The sequence below is a fragment of the Acidipropionibacterium virtanenii genome (assembly GCF_003325455.1).
GTDB lineage: Bacteria > Actinomycetota > Actinomycetes > Propionibacteriales > Propionibacteriaceae > Acidipropionibacterium > Acidipropionibacterium virtanenii.
The window spans coordinates 3,246,866-3,268,762 of the sequence record NZ_CP025198.1 but is presented as its reverse complement, the minus strand read 5'-3'; the positions used below and the strand labels follow the sequence as shown (position 1 = coordinate 3,268,762).

Below are 21,897 nucleotides of genomic sequence, written 5' to 3'. Positions count from 1 at the left end.
CGTCAGAACGCCTGACCCAGCTGGGCCTTGGCGTTGGCCGGGGTGTACTCGCCGTCCTTGATGATGATGTTCTCGGCGATCGCCTTGCCGTCGTAGAACTGCTTGAGGGTCTCGAAGACGAGGTCGCCGAACCGCGGATTGGACTCGATGACGCCGTTGTACTTGCCGTTGACGATGGCCTGCACGGCGTTGCGGGTGCCGTCGATCGAGACGATCTTGACGTCGCTGCCGGGCTTCTTCCCGGCCTCCTGGATGGCGGCCATCGCGCCGAGCCCGGACTCGTCGTTGAAGGCGTAGACGGCGTTGATCTCGGGGTGGGTCTGCAGCAGCTGGGCGGTGACCTTCTGGCCCTCGTCCCGGGAGGCGTTGGCGGTCTGCTGGGCGACGATCTTGATGTTGGGGTACTTGGCCTTGACCTGGTTGACGAAACCGTCGCGGCGCCCGTCGGTGACGTTGTTGCCGGACGGCCCCAGCAGGACGGCGACGTTGGCCTTGGAGTCGGTCTGCTTGGCCAGCGCGTCGGCGGCCCGCTGGCCCTGCACCTTGAAGTCGGAGCCGAGGAAGGCGACGTAGTCCTTGCAGACGGTGTCGGTGACCTTGCGGTCGATGGTGATGACCGGAATCTTGGCCTTGTGCGCGGCTTCGAGGGCGGGGGTGAGGCCGTCGGAGTTGACCGGGGCGACGACGAGGATGTCGACCTTCTGGTTGATGAGCTCCTGGATGTCGGAGATCTGCTTGGGGAGCTCGGAGTTGGCGTTGGTGACGACGGCGGTGGCGCCCGCGGCCTTGGCGGCGTCCTTGATGGACTTGGTCTCCGCGGCGCGGAAGGCCGCCGAGTCGGGCTCGGACTGGGAGAAGCCGATCTTGGCTCCCTTGAGGTCCACCTTCGGGACGCCGAGCTTGCTGTAGGTGCAGCCGTTCGCGGCGGTGATCTGGGACTGCGCCTGGGCCTTCTTCCCGGAGTCGGTGGAGGCCGTGGAGCCGGCTTCACCGGAGTTGGTGCATCCGGCCAGGCCGAGTGCGAAGGCCATGCCCAGGGCGAGGGTGGCCGTCCTTGAGTTCTGCTTCGAAGTGCGCATGATCTCTTCCTTGAGATGGGGACTGCGGTGTCGGATGACGAGCACGCTAGCAGTCTTCGACCGCATGTGTAAACGATGTAATGATTTCGTTGTAAATCCCTCCGACTACGGGGTTGTCAGGAGATCGTGGAGTGGGGACTTACGTCGTTGTAAGTCGTCGTGGGCAGTGTGATCGTGCCGACCGCCCAGCGTCAGGGTTTTCATGCGACCGCGCGGGTCGGCGCTGGGAACGCTCACCTTCAGCGCGGCCGTGTTCCAGCTCAGGCGGTCTTCAGGACGGCGAGTCGGGAAAGTTCCTCACGAACCGGCCCCTCCGGTGCTCTCCCGGATGGTGAGTCGCCAGGGGACCGAGATGTCGACTCCCGGCGGCGTGTCATCGGACGCAACGGCCTCGATCCGCCTCAGCAGCAGACGGATGGTCTCACGGGCGAGGAACTCCAGGTCGGGGGAGACGGTGGTGAGGCTGGGGGTGATGTAGCGGCCCTCGGGGATGTCGTCGATGCCGGCCACCGCCATCTCCCGGGGAACCGATATGCCTGCCTCGTAGCAGGCGCGGATGGCGCCGACGGCCATGGCGTCGTTGAAGCAGAACACGGCGGTGGGGGGCTCGGGCAGGCAGAGCAGGCGGTTCATCGCGGCGTGCCCGGCCCGGCGGGAGTAGCTGGGGACGCCCACGGCGAGTTCCTGATCGATGGGAATCCCGGCGGCGCGCAGGGCCTGCCGGTAGCCCTCGGCGCGCTGGAGGGAGGTGCCCCGGCCGGTGCTGAGCCCGATGGCCCCGATCCTGCGGTGGCCGCGCGCCAGCAGGTGGTCGGTGGCCTTGCGGGCCGCGCGCACCGAGTCGATGGCGACGTGATCGAGCCCGGTCGGGACGGGCTGCTCGCCGAGCATCACCATCGGCAGGGCTTCGGTCCGTTCGATGATCTGCGGGCCGGAGAGGGCCTGAGGGGAGAAGATGAGGCCGTCGATGAGCTGGTTGCCGACGCCCTGGAAGGCACTGCGCTCGAGTTTCGGGTCGGCGCCGGTGAGATTGAGCAGGGTGGTGTAGCCGTGTCTCTCGGCCTCGGCCCAGATGCGCGAGGCGAGTTCTGCGAAGTACGGGGTCTCGAACTCGGGGACGACCAGTCCGATGAACCCGCTGCGACCGCGCTTGAGCTGGCGGGCGGCGATGTTCGGGCGGTATCCGAGTTCCTTGACGGCGGCCTCCACGCGTTGGCGGGTCTCGGGCTTCACGTAGGGCTTGTTGTTCACAACGTTGGAAACAGTCTTGACCGAGACTCCAGCGCGAGAGGCAACGTCCTTGAGGCGTGCTGTCATGGCGTAGAGACTAACCCACGCTGACACCGCCGAGCTGTGCACGGGGCGAGGGTCCGGGGCTGCGGATGCAGCATTCGTTCAACGTTGGAGGCAGAAGGGGAGTCAGAAGTGGATGAACCCGTCGAAGCCGGAGCTGCCCCCGGATCGCCAGTCCACATGGGAGCGGGTGCCGAAGCCTCCGGCGACGTTGTAGTTGTACTCGGAGACGTTGATGGTCCCGTCCCCGTTGACGCCGGTCACCCAGGCCACATGGCCCGCCGAGCCGCTGGTGCGCCAGGCCACCGAACCCACCGCGGGGGAGGTGTTGACCGCGACCCCGATCTGGCGGGCGGCGGCTCCCCAGTTCACCGCGTTCCCGAAATGGACGCCGTTGGTGTCGTTCTGGAAGCTCGACCAGGAGGTGGTGGAGCGCACCTTCCAGGCGGCGTATGAGACGCACTGGCCCCAGTAGAAGCCCCACGGATCGACGCCGTTGTAGTTGGCCACCGCGGAGTAGGACCCGGCGGTGCTGGAGGATGCCTTTCCGGCACTGGAACTCGAACTCTTGCGGGCGGCGGCTCGTCGCTCGGCCGCGGCGGCCTGGCGGGCCAGCCGGTTGGAGGCCTCGATGGCGGCCTGGCGGGCGGCCTCGACCTTGGTCGTGAGGCTGGCGATCTGGGCGCGGTTCGACCGCAGCTTCGCCTGGGCCTGCTCGGCGTCGGCCTTGTTGAGCGCCACGGTGGCGGCCACGGCGTCCGCGGCCGACTTCGCCTCGGACTCCAGGGTCTTCGTGGTCTCCAGCTGCGACGCGGACTCGGCCTTGGCCCGGGTGGCGGCCTTCGTCGCGGCAGCCTGCTTCCTCTCGTCCGCCTGGAGCTTCGTCACCTGCTTGGAGATGCGATCCACCGCGTCCTTGCTGACATTCGTGGCCACCGAGGACCACTGGGTGCGCTGGTTGATGTCAGTGGTCGTCATATTGGTGGTGAACACCGAGACGCTCTGCAGCGGGCTGGACTGCTGCACCAGCCGGTTCATCGTGGTGGCGTAGCGCTTCCGGTCGGCGGCCAGCTGCTTCTTGCCGGCGGCGACGGCGTCATCGGCCTTCTTGAGGTTCGCCTGGGCGGTGGCCAGCTTGGCGCCCAGCTCCTCGTCGCGCTTGCGGGCCTGTGAGACGTCGGCGGTGGCCTGGCTGAGGACGGCCTGCTGGCTGGCCAGCCGAGCCTGCGAGGTGGTGAGGTTCTGCTGGGCGGTGGCGGCCTGAGCCTTGTTCGACGCCAGCGATTTCTGGGATGTCGCCAGAGCGGATTCCAGCTTCTGCTGGGAGCTGTCCTCGGCGTGTGCAGGGCCGGTGAGCGCTGCGGTCGCGGCGAGGGCCAGCACCACCGATCCGCCCACGATGCGGGGAAGTTTCTTCACCCGATCCGGTCTATCATCGCGATCCCGGCTCCCCGGGGACGCTGCTCGGCGTTTCGTCGATGTGGGCGTCAGTCGTCGAGGCCCTCGCTCCAGCCCTCATCAAGATCCTCGTCCCAGCGGGACTCCTCGAACTCCTCCTCCTCGGCATTCGCCAGAACGACCATCGCCCCCGATGCGACCGCCGCACGGGCACCCTCGGGGGCCCGGAACTCGCCCGAGGTCCTCCTCTCGAGGAGGCCGAGCTTCTGGAGCCAGGCGAGTCGGCCGAGAACAGCAGGCATGTCCAGGCGATCGTCCGGGTCCTGGGGGTCGGGCATCTCGAGCCCGTCGGTGGCGGCGACCAGGGCCATCCCGGCCGGCTTGACGGCACGCAGGCGCGTGATCCGCCAGTCACTCACGGTCCTGCGATCCATGCCGTGACTGAGTTGGATCGCGACGAGCAACGCGGCGAACTGCTCCAGGGTCTCCAGCGGCGGGCCCTCGCCGGCCAGCCATGCGGCGGCCTGCGGGCCGGGGTGCGCTCTGCTCGCGGTGATCTCGATGATGCCCGAGGCGCCCAGGGTCCTCCACCAGGCGTACAGCACGGGGATCTCGGACTGGCTCCGCGCATAGTGGACGGGGGGCTCGCCGAGGTCGGCATCCTCCAGAGAAGATCTCGGCGTCTCGGGCGTCCTGCGCACCCCCTCGGCGCGGATGCCGAGCATCGCGGCCACCGGTTCGATGTCGGCCAGCCGCAGGTTGCCCGACCCGGTGATCGGACGCCCGTCGCCCAGCCAGTCCAGGATGTCGCGTACCGCGGTGACGGCGCGGGTGGCCAGTAGCGTCCTGCGCCGGATTTCGGGGTCGACGTCGCGGGTGGCATCGATGGCGTCGGTCACCACCTGCTCCTCGTCCGATCCTCCGAGCTCGGCCTCGACGGCGTCATGGGCGAGCTCCCAGGCCTCCGGGCTACGGGTCCTCTCCCACTGGAAATGTACGTAGTCGTCGAGGGTGAGGAGCAGCGCCGTCGTCGCATCGGCAGGCGTCCCATCGTCGGCACCCATGTCGGCGACGACGCCGAGCACCGCCTCGATGTCATTCGGATTGTGCAGATCGATGCCGGCGACGCGGGTCAGCGCCAGCATCGACTGGAGCACCTCGACCTCCTCGTCGGCGCCGGGGCCCGCGATGGAGTCCTGCTCCGACAGCCAGGTGCGGAAGGCCTGCACCATCCTGTCGTCGGCCGGGGTGAACCCGGAGTAGCCGATATCGCGGTCGTGGGCGGCAAGCTCGGCGCCGGTGTAGTCGGCATCGGCGATGAGCAGCTCGCGGCAGGCACGGGGCACGCTCAGCCGCTGCCTCTTGGCGATGGCCGCCACGGACGCGGCGACGAGGGTCGCGGCGGCCTCGAACACCGCCAGGCCGCCGTGACGGATCGACAGGTCGTCGATCGATGCGTATGCGGTGTGCTGCCTCGCAGCCGCCAGCAGGTCGGTGGCGCAGGCGCGCACCGGACGCCGTTTCGAGGCGGCCCGGACGGGGGCCAGGGCCGACCGGTGAGTGCGGTCGCTGAACCAGGTCTCGAGAAGTCCGATGCTCACGCCGAGGACCTGCGGCATCGTCGGGCCTGCAGTCGAGTCGGGCTCGACGGCGTCCAGCACCGCCTGGGCCTCCTCGGAGCGACCGGCGGTGCTGGCCTCGGTGAATCGGCGCAGCACCGACAGGGCCCTGGCGCGGTCGGCCCCCGTGGGGGTGAAGAGTTCCAGACTTCTCAGCTCGGCCTCCGGATCGGGCTGCGAGTCAGGCTGGTCGGAGCTGGAGAACCACGACATGCATCGAGCGTAGTGGGTTCTCGGCCGGAATCACTCGATCCCAACGAGCCCGGAAGAAGCCGTTGTCGAGCCCGTCCAGGCCGATCGCGTTGCGGGCGTCGGTAGGGGAGAGTCGCTCGATCCGCGTGAACTGGAAACGCTCGGAGTAGGACCGTGCCTCATCGATCAGCACGGCCAGGCCGACGTGCTCCTCCCGGGCGGCCAGGGAGACGTCCTTGATGATCTTCCTCAGATCGGTTTCCAGGATCCCACTGTCGGCGCCGCCGCCGGTCACCCCGGACAGGTCGACTCCGAAGTTCCAGGTGCCTGATGCGTCGTAGGACGCCCTGAAGGACAGGGCCGTCTTCAGGGCTTTGAGCAGTCTTCGTCCGGCAGAAGGGCGACTGATGTCGGACAGCGGCTCGTAGAGCCCTTCCCCGATTATGACGATGTATACAAAAGAACAGTGCAGTATACGAGAACGTTATAAAGGGGTAGAAGGCGATAGGGACAGGAGTCACCCGGGTGTGGTCCAGCTCAGGTCCCCTCGCCTCTGGTGGCGACGTCCATGACGAGCATCGCCCCGCGCAGCACCGCGGACTTCAGACCCTCCGGGACCGCCGGCGTCCCGGAGGCGTCACGGGTCAGCAGACCCAGGAGCTCCAGCCGGGCCATCAGCTGCAGCGCCCGCGGCCGGAGGATCGTGCTCCTCGCATCGTCGGGGGCCCCGATGCCGAGTTCGGGTGCCGCCGCCGCTATCAGCATTCTGGATGCCAGGACCGCCACCGCCGCCCCGCTGCCGAACTGATCGTCGTCGAACATCCGTTCGCTGAGGAGGAATGAGACGAACAGCCCGTTGAGGGCCTCGGCGCCCTCGATCGGGGGCTCGCCTCCGTCGATCCACCGCCCGGATGCGGGGCCGGGGCGGACGCGGGTGGCCGTGGTCTCGAGGATGTCGCACCGGAGCATCGCCTGCCACCAGGCCCACAGCACCGGGACCTGGCGCATCGAGGTGGCGAAGAGGGGCTCCGGTTCGGGCAGTGGCTCGTCGGTGGCGAACCCGGTCGCCGGCACCTCGGCCAGGGGAGGCACCTTGCGCACCCCCTTGGCCCGGACCCCGAGCATCGCAGCCACCGGCTCGATATCGGCCAGCCGGAGGTTCCCGGACTGGCTGATCGGCCTGCTGGTGCCCAGCCACTCCAGGAGCACTGGCACCGCTGCGCTCACCCGGGTGTTCTTCAGTGCGGCGCGGCGCAGCTGGGGATCGACCGCCGTGGCGCGCTCGACGACGTCGGCGAGCTGACCGCCTCCGTCCCTGGCGGACAGGGCATCCTCGACGATGTCGTGGGCGCGGTCCCAGTTCTCCGGGCGCCTGGAGATCTCCCACTGGAAGTGGATGTACTCGTCGAGGGCGAACAGGCTCGACATCATAATGTCGTGGTCGTCCCGCCCGTCGCCGGTCCCCATGTCGACCAGGAGATCCACGGCGGTCCCGATGTCATGGGGGTTGCGCAGGTCGGCGCCGGATGTGCGCGCCAGGGTGAAGATCGCCCGCAGGGCGGTCGCCTCATCCTCCACGGTGGGTGCCGCGATCTGGGGTTGCCGGGAGAGCCATTCCTCGAACTCGGCCAGGATCCGGTCATCGGCCGGTGTCGTCCGGCCGGCCTCCTCCGCCCGTCCGTCGGGGGCGGCCACGACGTCGACCGAGGCGTACTCGGGATCGGCGATGAGGAGGTCCCGGCAGATGGCGGTCACCTTCCTGCGCTGGCGTTTCGCGATCGCGGCGATCGACGCCGCGACGAGCGTCGCCCCGCCCTCGAAGAGGATCAGCCCGCCGTGGGCGACGGTCAGCTTGTCCAGAGAGTCGAAGGTGGTGTGCCGGCGCGCGGCCGACAGCAGATCAGTGGCACAGGCGCGCACCGGGCGGCGCCGGGAGGCGACCCGGGTCGACGCGAGAGCGGTCCTCAAGCGTCGATCGGAGTACCAGGAGTCGAGGAGATCGAGGGTGACGCCGATCACATGGGAGATCGCGGGATGGTCCTCGGTCTCGTCAGTCTCCACGCCGTCCAGCACCGCCTGAGCCTCGTCGGCCCGTCCGGCCGCGGTCGCCTCGGTGAAGCGGCGCAGGACAGCCAGGGCCTGGGTGCGATGGGCGCCGGTCGGGGTGAACAGTTCCATATTCCGGCGCTCCATGGCCGGGCCCAGAGCGGCCCGGAGGGCGTCGATATCGACACCCTTCGGGTCGTTGATGTCGACTCCCTCGGCGGCCAGGAGGGGAGCGAGTTCCTGGAGGATTTCGTCGGCGAGTCCGGGGACGTGCTTCACGCCGGGCGGAAGCCTGGGAGGGTCCGGCTGGTCGGAGCTTGAGAACCACGACATGCATCGAGCGTAGTGGCTCGCGGGTGGGGAGTCCTCGGATCTGGCGGAGCCGTGTTCGGCTCTCCCCGGGTGGAGCAGGCGCTCCCAACACGCCGTCCCGGCGCCCGTCAGAGCTGGAGGACGGCGTGTTGGGAGCAATTTTTCCACAGGGAAAGCACAGGGTGCCTGGATGACGGGCCGCGGGCCGGGCCTAGAATCGGGCGGTGGGCCGAACCGGTCGGGCGCGGCCGCGAGTGAAGGGACGCCGAAGTGGGCTGCACAACCATCCTGGTGGGCAAGAGGGCGAGCTACGACGGGTCGCCGCTGGTGGCGCGCAACGAGGACTCGGCCAACGGCGAGTGGAACCCGAAGAAGATCATCGTCGTCCCTCCGGCCGATCAGCCGCGCAGCTACATCAGCGTCATCGGTCACCTCACCATCGAGCTGCCCCAAGACCCGATGCGCTACACCGCCGCCCCCAACGCGATTCCCGACGAGGGGATATGGGGCGCGGCCGGGATCAATGCCGCCAACGTCGCGATGAGCGCCACCGAGACGCTGACCACCAATGAGCGGGTGCTGGGCGCCGACCCGTTCGTCGAGTACCGGCCGGCTCACGGTCGCGAAGGGGCGGCTGATTACGTCCCCGAGAAGATCGGCGGGATCGGCGAGGAGGACATGCTCACCATCGTGCTGCCCTACATCCACACCGCCCGCGAGGGCGTGCTGCGGCTCGGCGAGCTGCTGGAGGAGTACGGCACCTACGAGATGAACGGCATCGCCTTCAGCGACGCCGACGAGATCTGGTGGCTGGAGACGGTCGGCGGCCATCACTGGATCGCCAGGCGGGTGCCCGACGACCAGTACGTGACGATGCCCAACCAGCTCGGCATCGACTCCTTCGACCTGGACGACGCCATGGGGGAGGGCCGCGAGCACCTGGCCAGTCCGGACCTGGCCGAGTTCATCCACGAGAACCACCTCGATCTCTCCCTGCCTGATCCCGACAACCCGCAGGAGACCTTCAATCCGCGCGAGGCCTTCGGCTCCCATTCCGATTCCGACCACGTCTACAACACGCCGCGGGCCTGGAACATGCAGCGGGTGCTCAATCCGCACGCCGAGGACTGGGACGGTCCCAGCCCCGAGCACACCCGGGCCTCCGACGACCTTCCGTGGGGCCGGGTGCCCGAGCGCAGGCTCACCATCGAGGACGTCAAGTACGTGCTGAGCCTGCACTACCAGGGCACGGTCTACGACCCCTACTCCAGCATCGGCACCGAGGAGCAGCGTCATCTGCTGCGGCCCATCGGCATCAACCGTCACTCCCAGCTGTCGATCCTCCAGGTGCGGCCCTACAAGCCCGAGTCCAGCCGCGCGATCCAGTGGGTGGCCTTCGCCTCGAACCCGTTCAACACCCTGGTGCCGATGTTCACCAATGTGGAGCGCACGCCGGAATATCTGGCCAACACCACCGAGCGGGTCACCACTGACAGCCTCTACTGGGCTTCGCGGATCATCGCCGCCCTGACCGATGCGCACTTCAACGACATCATCCCCGAGATCGAGCGGTACCAGGAGAAGACGCTGGCGGCCGGACACACCCTGGTGAAGCAGACCGACGCCCGGCTGGCTCAGGCCGCCATGGAGGCCTTCCCCGAGGACGACGCCGTGCGCCGACAGCTGGCCGACGCCAATGACGACATCGCCGAGTTCCTCCGGGCCGAGACCGACGGACTGCTGGGGCGGGTGCTGGAGGCCGCCAGCAACCTCATGACCAACCGGTTCTCGCGCTCCGACTTCTGATCCGCCGAGTAGTTGGGGGTGACTACGAGAGCTGCGCGCATTCTGCTAGCTGGAGCGCAGAATTCGGACGGATCATTGCCGAGACGGACCTCCAGCTAGCAATATGCGCGCTGCCTCAGCCCTGGGTGGGGTTGTGGAAGTGACCCGGGGCGGTGTCCGTCAGAGCCGAGAGCCCGGCCATCTCCTCATCGGTGAGTTCGAAATCCAGCTCAGCATTGGTGCGGATGTGCTCTGGCCCGACAGCCTTCGGCAGCGGCAGGACGTCGTTGCGGAGGCAGAACCGCAGGGCCACCTGGGCCGCGCTCACGCCGTGCGCCTCGGCGACCGCCCGCACCTCGGCATCCCCCAGCATGTCGCCGGTGGCCAGCGGGGAGTAGGCCTCGACCAGTAGTCCGTGGGACTGCGCGAAATCGGTGATGACCGGTTCGGTGAAGCCGATGTAGTACTGGATCTGGTTGACCTGCGGTGCCACCTCGGCATGGCCCAGCAGGTTCTCCATGTCGTGGACGTCGAAGTTCGAGATGCCGATCGCCTTGAGGCTGCTGTCGCCGTAGCCCTGTTCCAGAGCGCGCCAGGCGTCGATGTTGCCCTGGTCGTGGCGGGTGGTGAACTGGCCCCACGGCCAAGGGGCGTGGATGAGGTAGAGGTCGATGTAGCCCAGGTCGAGATTCGCCAGGGATTCGTCGCGGCGGGCGGCGGCCAGGTCGCGGGTCTTCGCGTCGGCCGGCAGTTTCGAGGTGATGAAGATCTCCTCGCGGGCGATCCCCGAATCGCGGACCGCCCGTCCGACGCTGCGCTCGTTGCCGTAGGCGTGGGCCGTATCGATGTGCCGGTACCCGACATCCAAGGCGGTCCGCACGGCGTCATAGGTGGCACTGCCGTCGGGCACCTGCCAGGTGCCGAACCCGACCTTCGGGATCTCAGTGCTGTTGGAAAGGGTGAAGGTGTCGGTCAGGATGCTCATGTCATCTCCTGTTCGTCGTGGGCACCTTACGTCGGCTCCCTGTCACGCCGGAAGATGCACAGTTTTCTCGATGATGCCACTCGCCGAGTGACATGTGCGCCTCTCCGTGGCCGGCCCGCTGGAGCGGTTCCCGGGGCGGTGACTCAGTCTCGTTCCTCGTCGGTGATGACCTCCACCGAGGAGACCCCGTCCATCGCACTGAGGTTGGTGACGAGGTCTCCGGTGTCGGCGGGGCCCTCCAGCTCCAGCACCAGCCGGGCCTGCCCGGCCTCGGGTCTCTTGGGTTGTGAGCGCTGAATCGCCCAGCCGGCCCGGGTGATGGTCGACAGCACGTCGCGCAGCAGGCCCTGCCCGTCCCGGTAGCTCACGTCGACGTGGGAGAGGTGTCGGCCCTGATCGGGCAGGTGCTTCTGCACCCAGTTGAACCCGAAGGTGATGACGAAGTGCAGGCCGGTGACGACGAGGGCCAGCAGCCACAGGCCCGCCCCGGCGGCGCTGCCGATGGCCGCGGACTCCCACACCGAGGCGGCCGTGGTGAGGCCGCGGACCCGGCTGTGCTGGGTGATGATGAGCCCGGCGCCCAGGAAGCCGACGCCTGAGACGATCTGGGCGGCCATCCGGGAGGGGTCGAGGGTGACGTTGGTGCCCAGGACGTCGAAGAATCCGTACTTGCTGACGATCAGGAAGAGCGCCGAGGCGACGCCGACGATCGCCTGGGTGCGCATTCCCGCCCCCTTGCCCCGGATCGTCCGCTCCAGGCCGACCAGCGCCGTGAGTGAGAACGCCAGGAGCAGTTCCCCGACCTGTAGATATCCCTGTCCGATCATGTGCCTACCTCCTTGACCTCAAGCATGATCGTCCTGTCCGGGCTCACCAAGAGAGGTCCGGATCGGGGTGCGGCCGCCAGGGATGGTCGAACATGCCACACCTCATTGACACGTAATTGACACGTGTGAGGCCGTGTGTTGGACTCAACGTGTCCGGAGGCTTCCGACGCGTGCTCAAGGCTGAGCCGCCACCGCTTCCCGACATCTGGGGAAAGCACTGATCATGGGGGGATCGGTTCTACAACGGCTCGACGAGCAGGTAGGGACACTGCCGCCAGGACGGGTTCCACGGCCACTGGCTGGTGCCCCCCCGAAGGCGCGAGCGCATTTTCTCGCTCCAGATGCCGGGATTCCATATCGCCGAGCCGGATCTGGGCCCTCTGGAGCGAAAAACTGTCGCCTCTCAGCGCACGCTGGAGACCACGGCCGTCCGTCACACCGCCCGGGCCTCCAGGATGAGCACCTGATCGGGGTTGAGCAGCGGAGTGTGGACGCCCACCTCGGCCAGCACCGAGCCGGGAAGCACCACTCCGTCAGGGATCTGCGCCCACGGCGGCAGCGCCAGACCCTCGGGGCCGCCGCCGACGAGCACCGCCCGGAGCCGGTAGTCACGTGTCGGTTCCAGGCCGGGAACCCTCAGCATTCCCCGCGGTGACAAGGGGGAGCGCTCCCGGGTCGCCAGCTGGAACAGCCCCGAGGAGCGATCCGCCGCCACGACCCCGTGCAGCCACATCGATCCGTCTGCCACATCCCGGCGCACGACGTCGCCGGAGAACAGTTCTCCCCGGTGCTCCTTGAAGAACTCCACCCACTCTGCCAGCCGGGCCATCTCATCGTCGCCGGCCTGCAACAGATCCCACTCGAAGCCGAGGTGGCCCCACAGTGCGGTGCCGGCCCGGAAGGACAGGTCGGAGACCCGCCCGGTGGTGTGCGAGCGCGGCGAGGCGATGTGCGACCCGAGGTACTCGGGCGCGGCGATCTGGGAGGTCCACCGCATGATGGACTGCCTCTCGTGCGGGTCGATGCAGTCCGAGGGCCACACCCGTTGCACATGGGACAGCATCTCCAGGTCGATCCGCCCGCCGCCGGAGGCGCAGGACTCGATCTCCAGTCCCGGGTGGGCGGCGCGCAGGGCGTCCATCAGCCGGTAGCAGGCCAGGGTCTGCCGGTGGACCGCCGCCCGCCCTCCGGCGTCCCCGGCCTCGATGAGGTCGCGGTTGTGATCCCACTTGAGATAGCCGATGCCGTACTCCTCGACGAGCCGGGAGATGCTGGAGCGCAGGTACTCCCAGGCTGCCGGCACGGTGAGGTTGAGCACCTGCTGGTGGCGCCACTCGGCGGGCAGCTCGTCGCGGGCGCGCATGATCCAGTCGGGGTGGGCGCGGGCCAGGTCGGAGTCGACATTGATCATCTCGGGCTCCACCCACAGGCCGAATCCCATGCCGAGCTCATGGACCCGGTCGACCAGCGGATGCAGCCCGTGGGGCCAGACGTCGGGGTCGACGGTCCAGTCGCCCAGTCCGGCCCGGTCGTCGCGACGCCCCTTGAACCAGCCGTCGTCGAGCACGAACCGCTCGACCCCGATGGAGGCGGCCCGCCCCGCCAGATCGAGCAGCGTGGTCAGGTCGTGGTCGAAGTAGACGGCCTCCCACACGTTGATGCTCACCGGGCGCTCGGCGCCGGGATGCGCGGACAGTGACCGCTCCCAGCGGTGCAGCTGGCGGGCGGCGTCGTCCAGCCCCTCGGTGCACTGCCCGTAGACCCACGGCGAGCGGTACGACTCCCCAGTGCTCAGGCAGACCTCGCCGGGCAGCAGCAGCTCGCCCCCGCCGATCACCTGACGCCCGCTGCTGGTGCGCTCCACCCACGTGCGGCCGTTGCCGGAGTGGCCGACGTGCAGTCCCCAGACCCGGCCGCGGCCGAAATCGAAGCCCTTCTCGCCGCAGAACAGCGCCATCGGGGAGTCGAATCCGGGACGCCCGTGGCGACTCTCGCGCAGCTGACACCCGACCTCCACCGCCCGGCGCTGAGGCACCCGTTCCAGTCCCCAGCGGCCGGCGAAGTCGAGGATCTCGGTGGCGGTCAGCGGCAGCGGCAGGGCGACCGACAGCTCGTCGAGATGGTAGGGCTGCTGGCCGGTGTTGGTGATCTCGGCGCCCAGCCGCACGAGCCCCTGGGGGAGTACTTCGAGGACCAGATCGACGTCGAGGCCCGCCTCGGCGTCGCGCAGTCGGTAGCTGATCCGGGAGCCCTCGATCTGCGCCCCGGTGCACATCAGCCGGGGAGCCCAGGCCGAGCCGTCCGCGCGGTGGCCGGACAGCCCGGGCCGGCCCATCCAGCCGCTGGATGCCAGGGGGATGACGCCGAGCCGCGGTGGGACGCTCAGCTCCCCGCCGTGCGCCGGCGCCACCGAGGCCGTGCGCAGGGCTTCCAGACCCGATGCCGGCAGCTCTCCGAGATCGGGGCCCCAGTGGAGGATCACGGGCTGGGATCCCGTGTCGGGGGAGGAGAGGTCGGCAGTGGTGTCGATGACCAGGGATGTGCCGCCCGCGCGAAGGTGGACGATCGGTGTCAGGCGGGGGTCCAGGTTCACGGCGGTGTTGCTCCTTGCTCGGACGGCGTGGCGTAGCTCCGGCGCGGTTGGGAACGGCCGGCCGTGGTTTACTCTACTCGGGTAGACGTTGGAATTCAGCGGTAGGGTTCCCGTGATCCGCCAATTCGCGGGACGTGGCCGACGTCGCCCATATCCACACCGAGGAGTGCATGTGTCCAGCGCCGAGAGCAGGCCCACCACCAGGGCGGATGTCGCTCGCCTGGCCGGGGTCTCGACCGCGGTCGTGAGTTATGTGGTCAACGACGGCCCGCGGCCGGTGGCCAGCGCCACGCGCCGCAAGGTCCTCGACGCGATCCGCGAACTCGACTACCACCCCAATCCCTCGGCGCGGGCTCTCAAGACCGGATCGACCGGCCTCATCGGCGTCGTCGTCCCCGAGATCCTAAACTCCTATTTCAGCGAGTTCGTCGACGCCATTGACGTCGCCGCCCGAAGCCAGCGGAAATCGATTCTGCTGAGTATCACCCATGAGGATTCCGGCACCGAGGCCGAGGTGATTCCGAACCTGGTGAGGCGCGGCGTCGACAGCCTCATCTTCAACTGCCGCCTGGTGAACGCCGAGCTCTACCAGGCAGGTGACGCCCGCACCCCCCGGGTGCTCCTGGACCGCGCCGATCTGGTCGGGGGGATCCCGGCGCTGGGAGCGGACCTGGGTCAGGGAGCCAGGCTGGCCACCGAGCACCTCGCCGGCCACGGCCACACCCGGATCGGCTACATCGGCGGGCCGCTGCCGGCCGATCGCCAGGACTACCGGCGTCAGTCCTGGCATGACGTCCTGACCGAGCGGGGGCTTCCGGTGCCCGCCCCGGCGATCACCGCATGGCGTCCCACCGGCGGATTCGAGGGGGTCCGGGAGCTGTTCGCCGGCCCCGAGACCCCGACCGCGATCTTCGCGGCCTCCGACCAGATCGCCATCGGGGCGATGCACGCGCTGCATCAGCTGGGGCTGCGGATCCCCGACGACGTCGCGGTGGTGAGCCTGGACGGCACTGCCGAGACGGCCTACTCGTGGCCGCCACTCACCACCGTCCGCCAGCCCTTCGAGGCGATGGCCGAGGCCGCCCTGGCCGAACTGGCGTCCGGGTCGGTCACGGCGCCGACCGAGCGGGAGAGGGTCCTGTTCCCCATGACCCTCCTGCTGCGGGCGTCGTGCGGATGCCGTGAGCAGGAGGGGCTGGGGTAAGCCCGTCGTCTTTTCAGGACGAACGCCGGGACGGCCTCAGGCCTGCAACTGATCGGCGACGTCGGTGATGACGCCGCAGCCCCAGTTGCGGTACTTGTTGGCGGTCGACAGGTCGTTGATCGTCCACACGTTGACCCCCAGCCCGGCCGCCAGGTACTGGTCGACCGTCTCGTGGGTGGCCAGGGCGGTGCTCGGGTGGATGAGGGTGGCCCCGCACAGGTCGACGGTGGCCCGCCAGTTCGCCCGCAGATCCCGGGCGTCGGCCAGCAGGGCCAGGGCGATCCCCTCATTGCGCCGCGAGACCTCGGCCAGCTGCAGCGGGGCGAAGGAGGAGATGATCACCTCGATCGACGGGTCGAGCCGGTCGAGCTCGGCCAGCGCGGCCTCGACCAGGGCGACGGCCCTCTCGCCGCTCTGCTGATTGCCCTTGAGCTCCAGGTTGAGATTCATCGGGTGCTCGTTGAGGAAGTCGATGAGCTCGGGGAGAGTCGGCGCCTGCTCCCCGGCGAATTCCTCGGAGAACCAGGACCCGGCGTCCAGCTTCTTGATGTCGGCGGCGGTGAGATCGTAGATCGAGCCGGCGCGGTTCGTCGTGCGGTCGGTGGCGGCGTCGTGCATGACGATCAGGGTGCCGTCGGCGACGATGTCGGTGTCGGTCTCGATCCACCGGATGCCCTTGTCATAGGCGCGTTGGAAGGCGGCGAGGGTGTTCTCCGGGGCTTCCCGGTTGAGGCCGCGGTGGGCGTGGACGTCGGTCATGTCTCTGATCCTATTCGTGGCGTCGTCGGGGTGGAGCTGATGCGAAAGGCTCCCCGGAGCCGTCGTGGCGCCGGGGAGACCTCATCGGGAAGGGCTGGTCGTCAGCCCGTCACTTCTTGACGTTCTGCTCGTAGTCGCTGTTGATCTTGGTCCGGGCGGTGGGGCGGTCTGGCACCCTTCGGCGAAACCAGTCTCCCGCTCAACGGGGGTTCTCGGCTCGTCCGGGCCGGAACACCTCGTTGAGCGGGAAATTCGTCTTCGGAAGCCGGCCTGGCCAGGCCCGATGCGGGCTGGAGTGATCCGCGGACGGCCATACGTCCTTACTTCTCCGCGCCGGCCAGCATCCCCTTCATGAAGTACTTCTGGAGGAACAGGTAGGCCACGAGCACCGGGATGACGCCGATGAGGGACGCCGCGATGGCGGCATTGGCGTTGGCTCCCTGGCCCCCGAAGAAGGAGGCGATGGCAGGAGCGAGGGTCCTCATCTCCGGCTGCACCATGATGTAGGAGCTCATCGCGAACTCGTTCCACACGTTGACCGCGGTGAGGATGATCACCGTGGCGCTGACCGGCTTGAGCACCGGCAGCACGATCCGGAAGAAGGCCATCAGGCGGCTGGCACCGTCGACCGAGGCGGCCTCCTCCAGTGTGACGGGCACCGATCGCAGGAACTGCGAGTACAGGAAGATCGCCTGCGGCAGCTGCACGCACAGCAGCACGATCACCAGGCCGGTGTAGGTGCTCAGCAGGCCCATGTCGTGCAGCAGCGAGTACAGCGGCACCAGGATGCTGAGCGGCGGCACCATCATCACCCCGAGGGTGAACAGCTCGAAGCCCCGGTTCAGCACGGTGCGGCGGCGTGCCAGCGGGTAGGCCGCCGCGGCTCCGATGACGCAGGTGAGCAGGGTGGTGGCCACGGTGACGACGGCCGAGTTGAGGATGGACCGCAGCACACCGCCGTCCCGGATCGCGGAGGCGAAGTTGTCTATCGTGGTGCCCGAGAACGGGAATCGCCACACCGACGAGACGTCGTCCTGGGATTTGAAGGCGGTCGTCACCCCGAAGTAGAAGGGAACCAGCTGGACGAGGCAGAACACCACCAGCACGATGCCGATAACAACCTTGACGCGTCTGGACATGTCAGCCCTCCAACTGTGCACGGCGACGGTCGAACCACCAGTTCAGGGCCAGCGTGAACACCGCGATGAGAATGAACAGGACGACGCCCTGGGCCGCCGCGTAGCCGGCGGACTGATTGCTGAAATATGTCGTCGTGATGAAGGTGGACACCGAGTTCGTCGAATAACCGGGGCCGCCGCCGGTGAGCACCTTGATGATGTCGAAGAGTTTGAATCCGCCGATGAGGTTGATCACCGAACTCGAGGCGAAGGCCGGCAGCAGCAGTGGAATGGTGATCCGGCGGAACTGCCGGAACCCGACCGCCCCGTCCAGGGCGGCGGCCTCCCTCACGTCGGAGCCGATGGATTGCAGACCCGAGAGATAGATGAGCATCGAGATGCCCACGAACTGCAACGAGTTGATGGCCACGATCACCCCGACGGCGAATCCGGAGTCCGACAGCCAGGACACCTGGGACAACCCGAAGGCCCCGAGCAGATCGTTGAGCGCCCCCTGGTCGTAGCGGAAGACCAGGTAGTACAAGGTGCCCATGACGACGGGGGACACCAGGACGGGCAGGTAGATGATCGCCCTGGCGACATTGCGTCCACGGATCGAGCTGTCCACCAGGACGGCCAGCAGCAGCCCGAAGATCTGCTGGAGGATGGTGCAGCCGAAGGCGTAGACGAAGGTGTTGCGCAGCGAGACGAGGAAGTTGGGATCGCTCCACAGCCGGGTGAAGTTGGCCAGGCCCACACCGGCGCGGCCTGGGGAGTAGCCGTCCCAGTTCGTGGTGGCGATGACGATGCCGTTGATGAACGGGTAGACGATGAAGATCGCGAACAGGAGCAGTGCCGGAAGGTACATGAGGTTGATCGAGGCGCCCCGGAATCTGCTCGATCGATGAGTGATCTCGGAGGTGCTGACCGGTGGAGGGGTGATGGCAGGTGAGGTCATGATGACTCACCCGGCCTGAATGCTGACGATGACATCGACATTGATGTGTTCCTTCTGGGAGGCATTACTTCTGCTGGCCGAACAGTGTCTTGTACTGCCGCCCGACCTCTGAGGCCGCCGATTCCGGCGTCGACTGACGGTTGATCACCGAATCGGTGGTGGTGATGAGGGAGGCGAACATTCCGTTGGGAAGATAGGCGCGGTCGAGATAGGGCTTGATGGGCATCTTCCGCGGCGCGACCCATTTGTCGTAGCTGGACTGGATCCGTCCGAGGTCGACGTCGACATTGGTCAGCCCCGAGGAGGAGCCGATGGAGCGCGACATCGCCTTGGCATTGGCGGGTTCGGCGAGGAAGGCCAGGAACTGCAGGGCGCGCTTCTTGCGCGGTGAGCCCTTCCACGCGGCGAAGGCGTTGACCCCCTCGCCGCCGACCAGGTACTGGCCGTTGCGGGTGGAGGGGAACGGGATGAAGCCCACGTCGGCCTTCTCGTTGAACGTCAGCGCTGTCGACAGCGTCGAGGTGTTGGCGGCCATCACGAAGGCGGCCTGGCCCAGGGCGAGTTTCCTGGCCTGGTCGTCGATCGAGGCGGAGACGTAGTCCTTGTTGAAGTATCCCGCCTGAGCCCAGCTGGCCACCGGTCCCAGCACGTTGGTGGCGTAGGCCGATGAGTCGAAGGTGCCGTGCTTCATGGCGTTGAACTCGCGCTCGGTGAATGCGTTGGCCGCGATCACATTGGCCAGATCGCCCGAGGGGCCGAAATCCTTGCCCGCGCTGTCGATCGGCGTGACGCCGGTCGCCTTGATCTTCGCGCACGCGGCGGCGAAGTCGTCCCAGGTCCTGATGCCGTCGGGATCGACGCCGGCCTTGCGCAGCACGTCGAAGTTCACCGACATTCCGGCCACCGAGTACTCGATCGGCAGCGAGTAGACGTCGCCGTTCGCGTCGCGCATGGTCTCGTCGATCAGCGGATCCAGGTTCTTCGCCCACGCCTGGTGGGTGAGCGGCTCCAGGAAGGGCTTGTAGCGCAGCACCGACCAGCCGTGGGTGGAGAAGACGTCGGGCATCTCCCCGGCGGCCATCCGGACCTTCATGTTGTCCTCGAAGTTGCTGGAGTCGATGGCCAGCTTCACCCGCGTGCCGGTCCTCTGCTCGTACTTCGCGACGATGTTCTTCATCTCGGTGTACTGCGCCGAGCCGGCGGTCATGTTGAGGTACACGTCGAGAGGCTCGTCGGCCTGTCCGCCTCCCGGGCTGCAGGCCGAGGTCAGCGTCAGCCCCACCAGGGCGACCCCGGCCAGTATCTTCCGTATGCCATGTCTCATGGCTGACTCCTTCAGTGTTCGGCGTCGTCGCCGGGTGACGTTGTGGGGGCGCCGGCCTCGGTGACCTCCAGAAGAAGCACCTGGTCGGGGAACATCGCGGGAGTGTGGACGCCGATCCGGGCCAGCGAGCCTCCGGTCATGACGACACCCGTCTCTCCCCAGGGCGGCAGCTCGAGTCCTGCGGGCCCGCCTCCCACCAGCAGGGGCGCTATCCGGTACTCCCGGTCCGCATCCAGCCCTGGAATGGTGACCAGTCCGCGCGGCGACATCGGGGAGCGGCGCCGGGTGGTGAGTTCGTACAGTGCCCGGGAGCGGTCGGCGGCCACGATGCCGTGCAGCCACATCGAGCCGTCGGCGACGTCGCGACGCACCAGGTCGCCGGTCAGCAGCAGCTCGCGGTGATCCTTGTAGAACTGCACCCACTCGCGCAGCTGAGCAAGCTCGGCGTCGTCCAGCACGCGCAGGTCCAGCTCGAATCCCATGTGGCCCCACAGCGCGGAGGCGGCCCGGAAGGACAGATCGGACATCCGGCCGGTGGTCTGGGAGCGCTGCGAGGCGATGTGGGTGCCCATGTACTCGGGGGCGACCAGCTGCTCGGTCCACCGCATGATGGCCTGACGCTCGTGCGGATCGATGCAGTCCGAGAGCCAGAACCGCTGGGTGTGGCGGATCATCTCCAGATCGATGCGTCCCCCGCCCGAGGAGCAGGATTCGATCTCGAAGCCGGGGTGGTCGGTGCGCAGCCGGTCCATCAGCGCGTAGCAGGCGCGCGTCTGCTCCCCGACGACCGGGCGGCCGTCGAGGGCCGGGTCGCCGGCATCGACGAGGTCGCGGTTGTGGTCCCACTTGAAGTAGGCGATGCCGTAACGGGTGATGAGGGCGTCCAGCCGGGAGCGCACATGCTCCCAGGCCGCCGGGATCGTGAGATTGAGCACCTGCTGATGGCGCCATTCGACGGGCAGGTCGGGTCCTGCGCGCAGGATCCATTCGGGGTGGGCGCGGGCCAGCTCGGAGTCGACGTTGATCATCTCGGGCTCGACCCACAGGCCGAACTGCATGCCGAGACCCTGGACGCGGTCGACCAGCGGATGCAGGCCCTCGGGCCAGACCTGTGGGTCCTCCTCCCAGTCGCCCAGGCCGGCCCGGTCGTCGCGGCGCCCCAGGAACCAGCCGTCGTCGAGCACGTAGCGCTCCACGCCGACCGACGCCGCCAGATCGGCCAGTTCCAGCAGGCCGGGCAGGTCGTGGTCGAAGTGCACGGCCTCCCACACGTTGAGGGTCACCGGCCGCGGGCCGCCCGGGTGGGACGGCAGGCTCCGCTCCCAGCGGTGCAGACGCCGTGCCGCGGCGTCCAGCCCGTCGGCCCGCTGGGCGTGGATCCACGGGGAGGTGTAGGTCTGGCCGGCGGCGAGCCGCACCTCTCCGGGCAGCAGGAGCTCCCCGCCGCCTATCACCTGGAGCCCGTTGTTGCAGCGCTCCACCCAGGTGCGGTGGTTGCCGGAGTGGGCGACGTGGAATCCGAAGACCTCGCCGTCCTCGAAGCCGAATCCGGGCTCGCCGCAGTACATCATCATCGGCGCGTCGAAGCCGGTGCGGCCGTGACGTCCCTCGTGGAGATGGACGCCCAGGCGCACCGGTAGGCGCTGCGGCTCGCGCTCCCGGCCCCAGTGCCCGGAGAAGTCGAGGATCTCGGCTGCGCGTACCGGCAGCGGCAGGGCGAGGGACAGCTCCTCGAGGTCGTAGACGTCCTCGGCGGTGTTGGTGAGGCTGGCGCGAGCACGGATGAGCCCCTCGGGCAGCAGTTGCAGATCGACGCCGACGTGGATGCCGGAGGCGGGGTCGGACAGTTGGTAGTGGATGGCGCCGGGGCCGGCGGTGACGGTCCGGCCGGTGGTGGTGGGACCATCGGGCTCTGCGTCGTCAGTGGTGAGTTCCACGGAGTCGGTGTGCAGCCGGGGCGCCCAGGAGGAGGGGCCGGCGGTGCGATGGCCGACCAGCCCGGGACGGCCCATCCAGCCGGTGGAGGAGAGCAGGATGAGGCCCGGGTGGACGCGCTCGTCGGGGGAGTTGCCCACCAGGGGCGCCTCGACCGCCGTCGACAGGCCGCGGAGAGCTCGGGGTGACAGGTGGCCCAGGTCGGCGGTCCAGGCGATGACTTCGGGCGGGCCTCCGGCGGGGGTCTGTACGACGAGGGAGGTGCCGCCGCCGCGCAGGTGGATCAGATCGGTGCGGTTCGGGTCGAGTTTCACGGGTGCCTCTGTTCTCGGGGGCTGATGGTCTCCAGAGCTGTTCAGCGCCGGTGGCGCCGGGGTGTCAGGCGGCTGTGCCTGTTGGGTGGAGAATCTACGTCAGGAGTAGATCAATGTCCAGAAAATCTATAAAAGTCGTAGCCATAGCCATATATT

The 21,897-nt window shown here is 68.2% G+C and carries 16 protein-coding genes; 2 read left to right on the top strand and 14 right to left on the bottom strand.

The window, feature by feature from the left end; translation table 11 throughout:
• Positions 1-2: 2 nt before the first annotated feature.
• From JS278_RS15010 to JS278_RS14985, 6 genes are all read right to left on the bottom strand, one after another.
• Complete coding sequence (locus JS278_RS15010) at positions 3-1,079, bottom strand: ABC transporter substrate-binding protein (protein WP_114045894.1); 1,077 nt, start codon at positions 1,077-1,079, stop codon at positions 3-5.
• Positions 1,080-1,376: 297 nt separating this feature from the next.
• A complete protein-coding gene (locus JS278_RS15005; protein ID WP_114045893.1) occupies positions 1,377-2,396 on the bottom strand; it encodes a LacI family DNA-binding transcriptional regulator in 1,020 nt (339 codons plus the stop codon).
• Between the two features lie 102 nt (positions 2,397-2,498).
• Positions 2,499-3,791 carry a CHAP domain-containing protein gene (locus tag JS278_RS15000; RefSeq protein ID WP_114045892.1) on the bottom strand — a complete coding sequence of 431 codons (1,293 nt, stop codon included), beginning with the start codon at positions 3,789-3,791 and terminating at the stop codon, positions 2,499-2,501.
• Positions 3,792-3,859: 68 nt separating this feature from the next.
• On the bottom strand, positions 3,860-5,602 hold the full coding sequence (locus JS278_RS14995; protein ID WP_114045891.1) for a hypothetical protein: 1,743 nt from the start codon (positions 5,600-5,602) through the stop codon (positions 3,860-3,862).
• Positions 5,571-5,876 carry a hypothetical protein gene (locus JS278_RS16245; RefSeq protein ID WP_220150000.1) on the bottom strand — a complete coding sequence of 102 codons (306 nt, stop codon included), beginning with the start codon at positions 5,874-5,876 and terminating at the stop codon, positions 5,571-5,573. Before JS278_RS16245 ends, JS278_RS14995 begins: the two co-directional genes overlap by 32 nt.
• Before the next feature lie 242 nt (positions 5,877-6,118).
• On the bottom strand, positions 6,119-7,960 hold the full coding sequence (locus JS278_RS14985; protein ID WP_114045890.1) for a hypothetical protein: 1,842 nt from the start codon (positions 7,958-7,960) through the stop codon (positions 6,119-6,121).
• A 249-nt stretch (positions 7,961-8,209) separates the two neighbouring features.
• Here JS278_RS14985 and JS278_RS14980 point away from each other — a divergent pair, with 249 nt between their 5' ends.
• Positions 8,210-9,745: a C69 family dipeptidase gene (locus JS278_RS14980; protein WP_114045889.1), complete on the top strand. Its 1,536-nt coding sequence runs from the start codon at positions 8,210-8,212 to the stop codon at positions 9,743-9,745.
• 115 nt (positions 9,746-9,860) lie between these two features.
• Here the strand turns inward: JS278_RS14980 and JS278_RS14975 are convergent, their stop codons facing one another.
• The 3 genes from JS278_RS14975 to JS278_RS14965 all read right to left on the bottom strand — a co-directional run bounded on the left by JS278_RS14975 (position 9,861) and on the right by JS278_RS14965 (position 14,129).
• Entirely contained in the window at positions 9,861-10,709 is an 849-nt protein-coding gene (locus JS278_RS14975) for an aldo/keto reductase (protein ID WP_114045888.1), read from the bottom strand.
• A 143-nt stretch (positions 10,710-10,852) separates the two neighbouring features.
• Complete coding sequence (locus JS278_RS14970) at positions 10,853-11,536, bottom strand: MgtC/SapB family protein (RefSeq protein WP_114045887.1); 684 nt, start codon at positions 11,534-11,536, stop codon at positions 10,853-10,855.
• 433 nt (positions 11,537-11,969) lie between these two features.
• A complete protein-coding gene (locus JS278_RS14965) occupies positions 11,970-14,129 on the bottom strand; it encodes an alpha-galactosidase (protein ID WP_114045886.1) in 2,160 nt (719 codons plus the stop codon).
• Positions 14,130-14,301: 172 nt separating this feature from the next.
• Between JS278_RS14965 and JS278_RS14960 the strand changes: the two genes are divergently transcribed.
• Positions 14,302-15,333: a LacI family DNA-binding transcriptional regulator gene (locus JS278_RS14960; RefSeq protein WP_114045885.1), complete on the top strand. Its 1,032-nt coding sequence runs from the start codon at positions 14,302-14,304 to the stop codon at positions 15,331-15,333.
• A gap of 36 nt (positions 15,334-15,369) precedes the next feature.
• On the opposite strand, the gene JS278_RS14955 is transcribed toward JS278_RS14960, so the two are convergent.
• The 5 genes from JS278_RS14955 to JS278_RS14935 all read right to left on the bottom strand — a co-directional run bounded on the left by JS278_RS14955 (position 15,370) and on the right by JS278_RS14935 (position 21,741).
• The gene (locus JS278_RS14955) at positions 15,370-16,092 is read right to left on the bottom strand and encodes a glycerophosphodiester phosphodiesterase family protein (protein WP_114045884.1); all 723 of its coding nucleotides are present in this window, start codon (positions 16,090-16,092) and stop codon (positions 15,370-15,372) included.
• Positions 16,093-16,412: 320 nt separating this feature from the next.
• Positions 16,413-17,231 (bottom strand): carbohydrate ABC transporter permease, encoded by an 819-nt coding sequence (locus JS278_RS14950; protein WP_114045883.1) that lies wholly within the window; start codon positions 17,229-17,231, stop codon positions 16,413-16,415.
• Position 17,232: 1 nt separating this feature from the next.
• Positions 17,233-18,168 carry a carbohydrate ABC transporter permease gene (locus tag JS278_RS14945; protein WP_114045882.1) on the bottom strand — a complete coding sequence of 312 codons (936 nt, stop codon included), beginning with the start codon at positions 18,166-18,168 and terminating at the stop codon, positions 17,233-17,235.
• A gap of 64 nt (positions 18,169-18,232) precedes the next feature.
• Positions 18,233-19,492 carry an ABC transporter substrate-binding protein gene (locus JS278_RS14940; RefSeq protein WP_114045881.1) on the bottom strand — a complete coding sequence of 420 codons (1,260 nt, stop codon included), beginning with the start codon at positions 19,490-19,492 and terminating at the stop codon, positions 18,233-18,235.
• A gap of 11 nt (positions 19,493-19,503) precedes the next feature.
• Positions 19,504-21,741 (bottom strand): alpha-galactosidase, encoded by a 2,238-nt coding sequence (locus JS278_RS14935; protein WP_114045880.1) that lies wholly within the window; start codon positions 21,739-21,741, stop codon positions 19,504-19,506.
• Between the last annotated feature and the right edge of the window lie 156 nt (positions 21,742-21,897).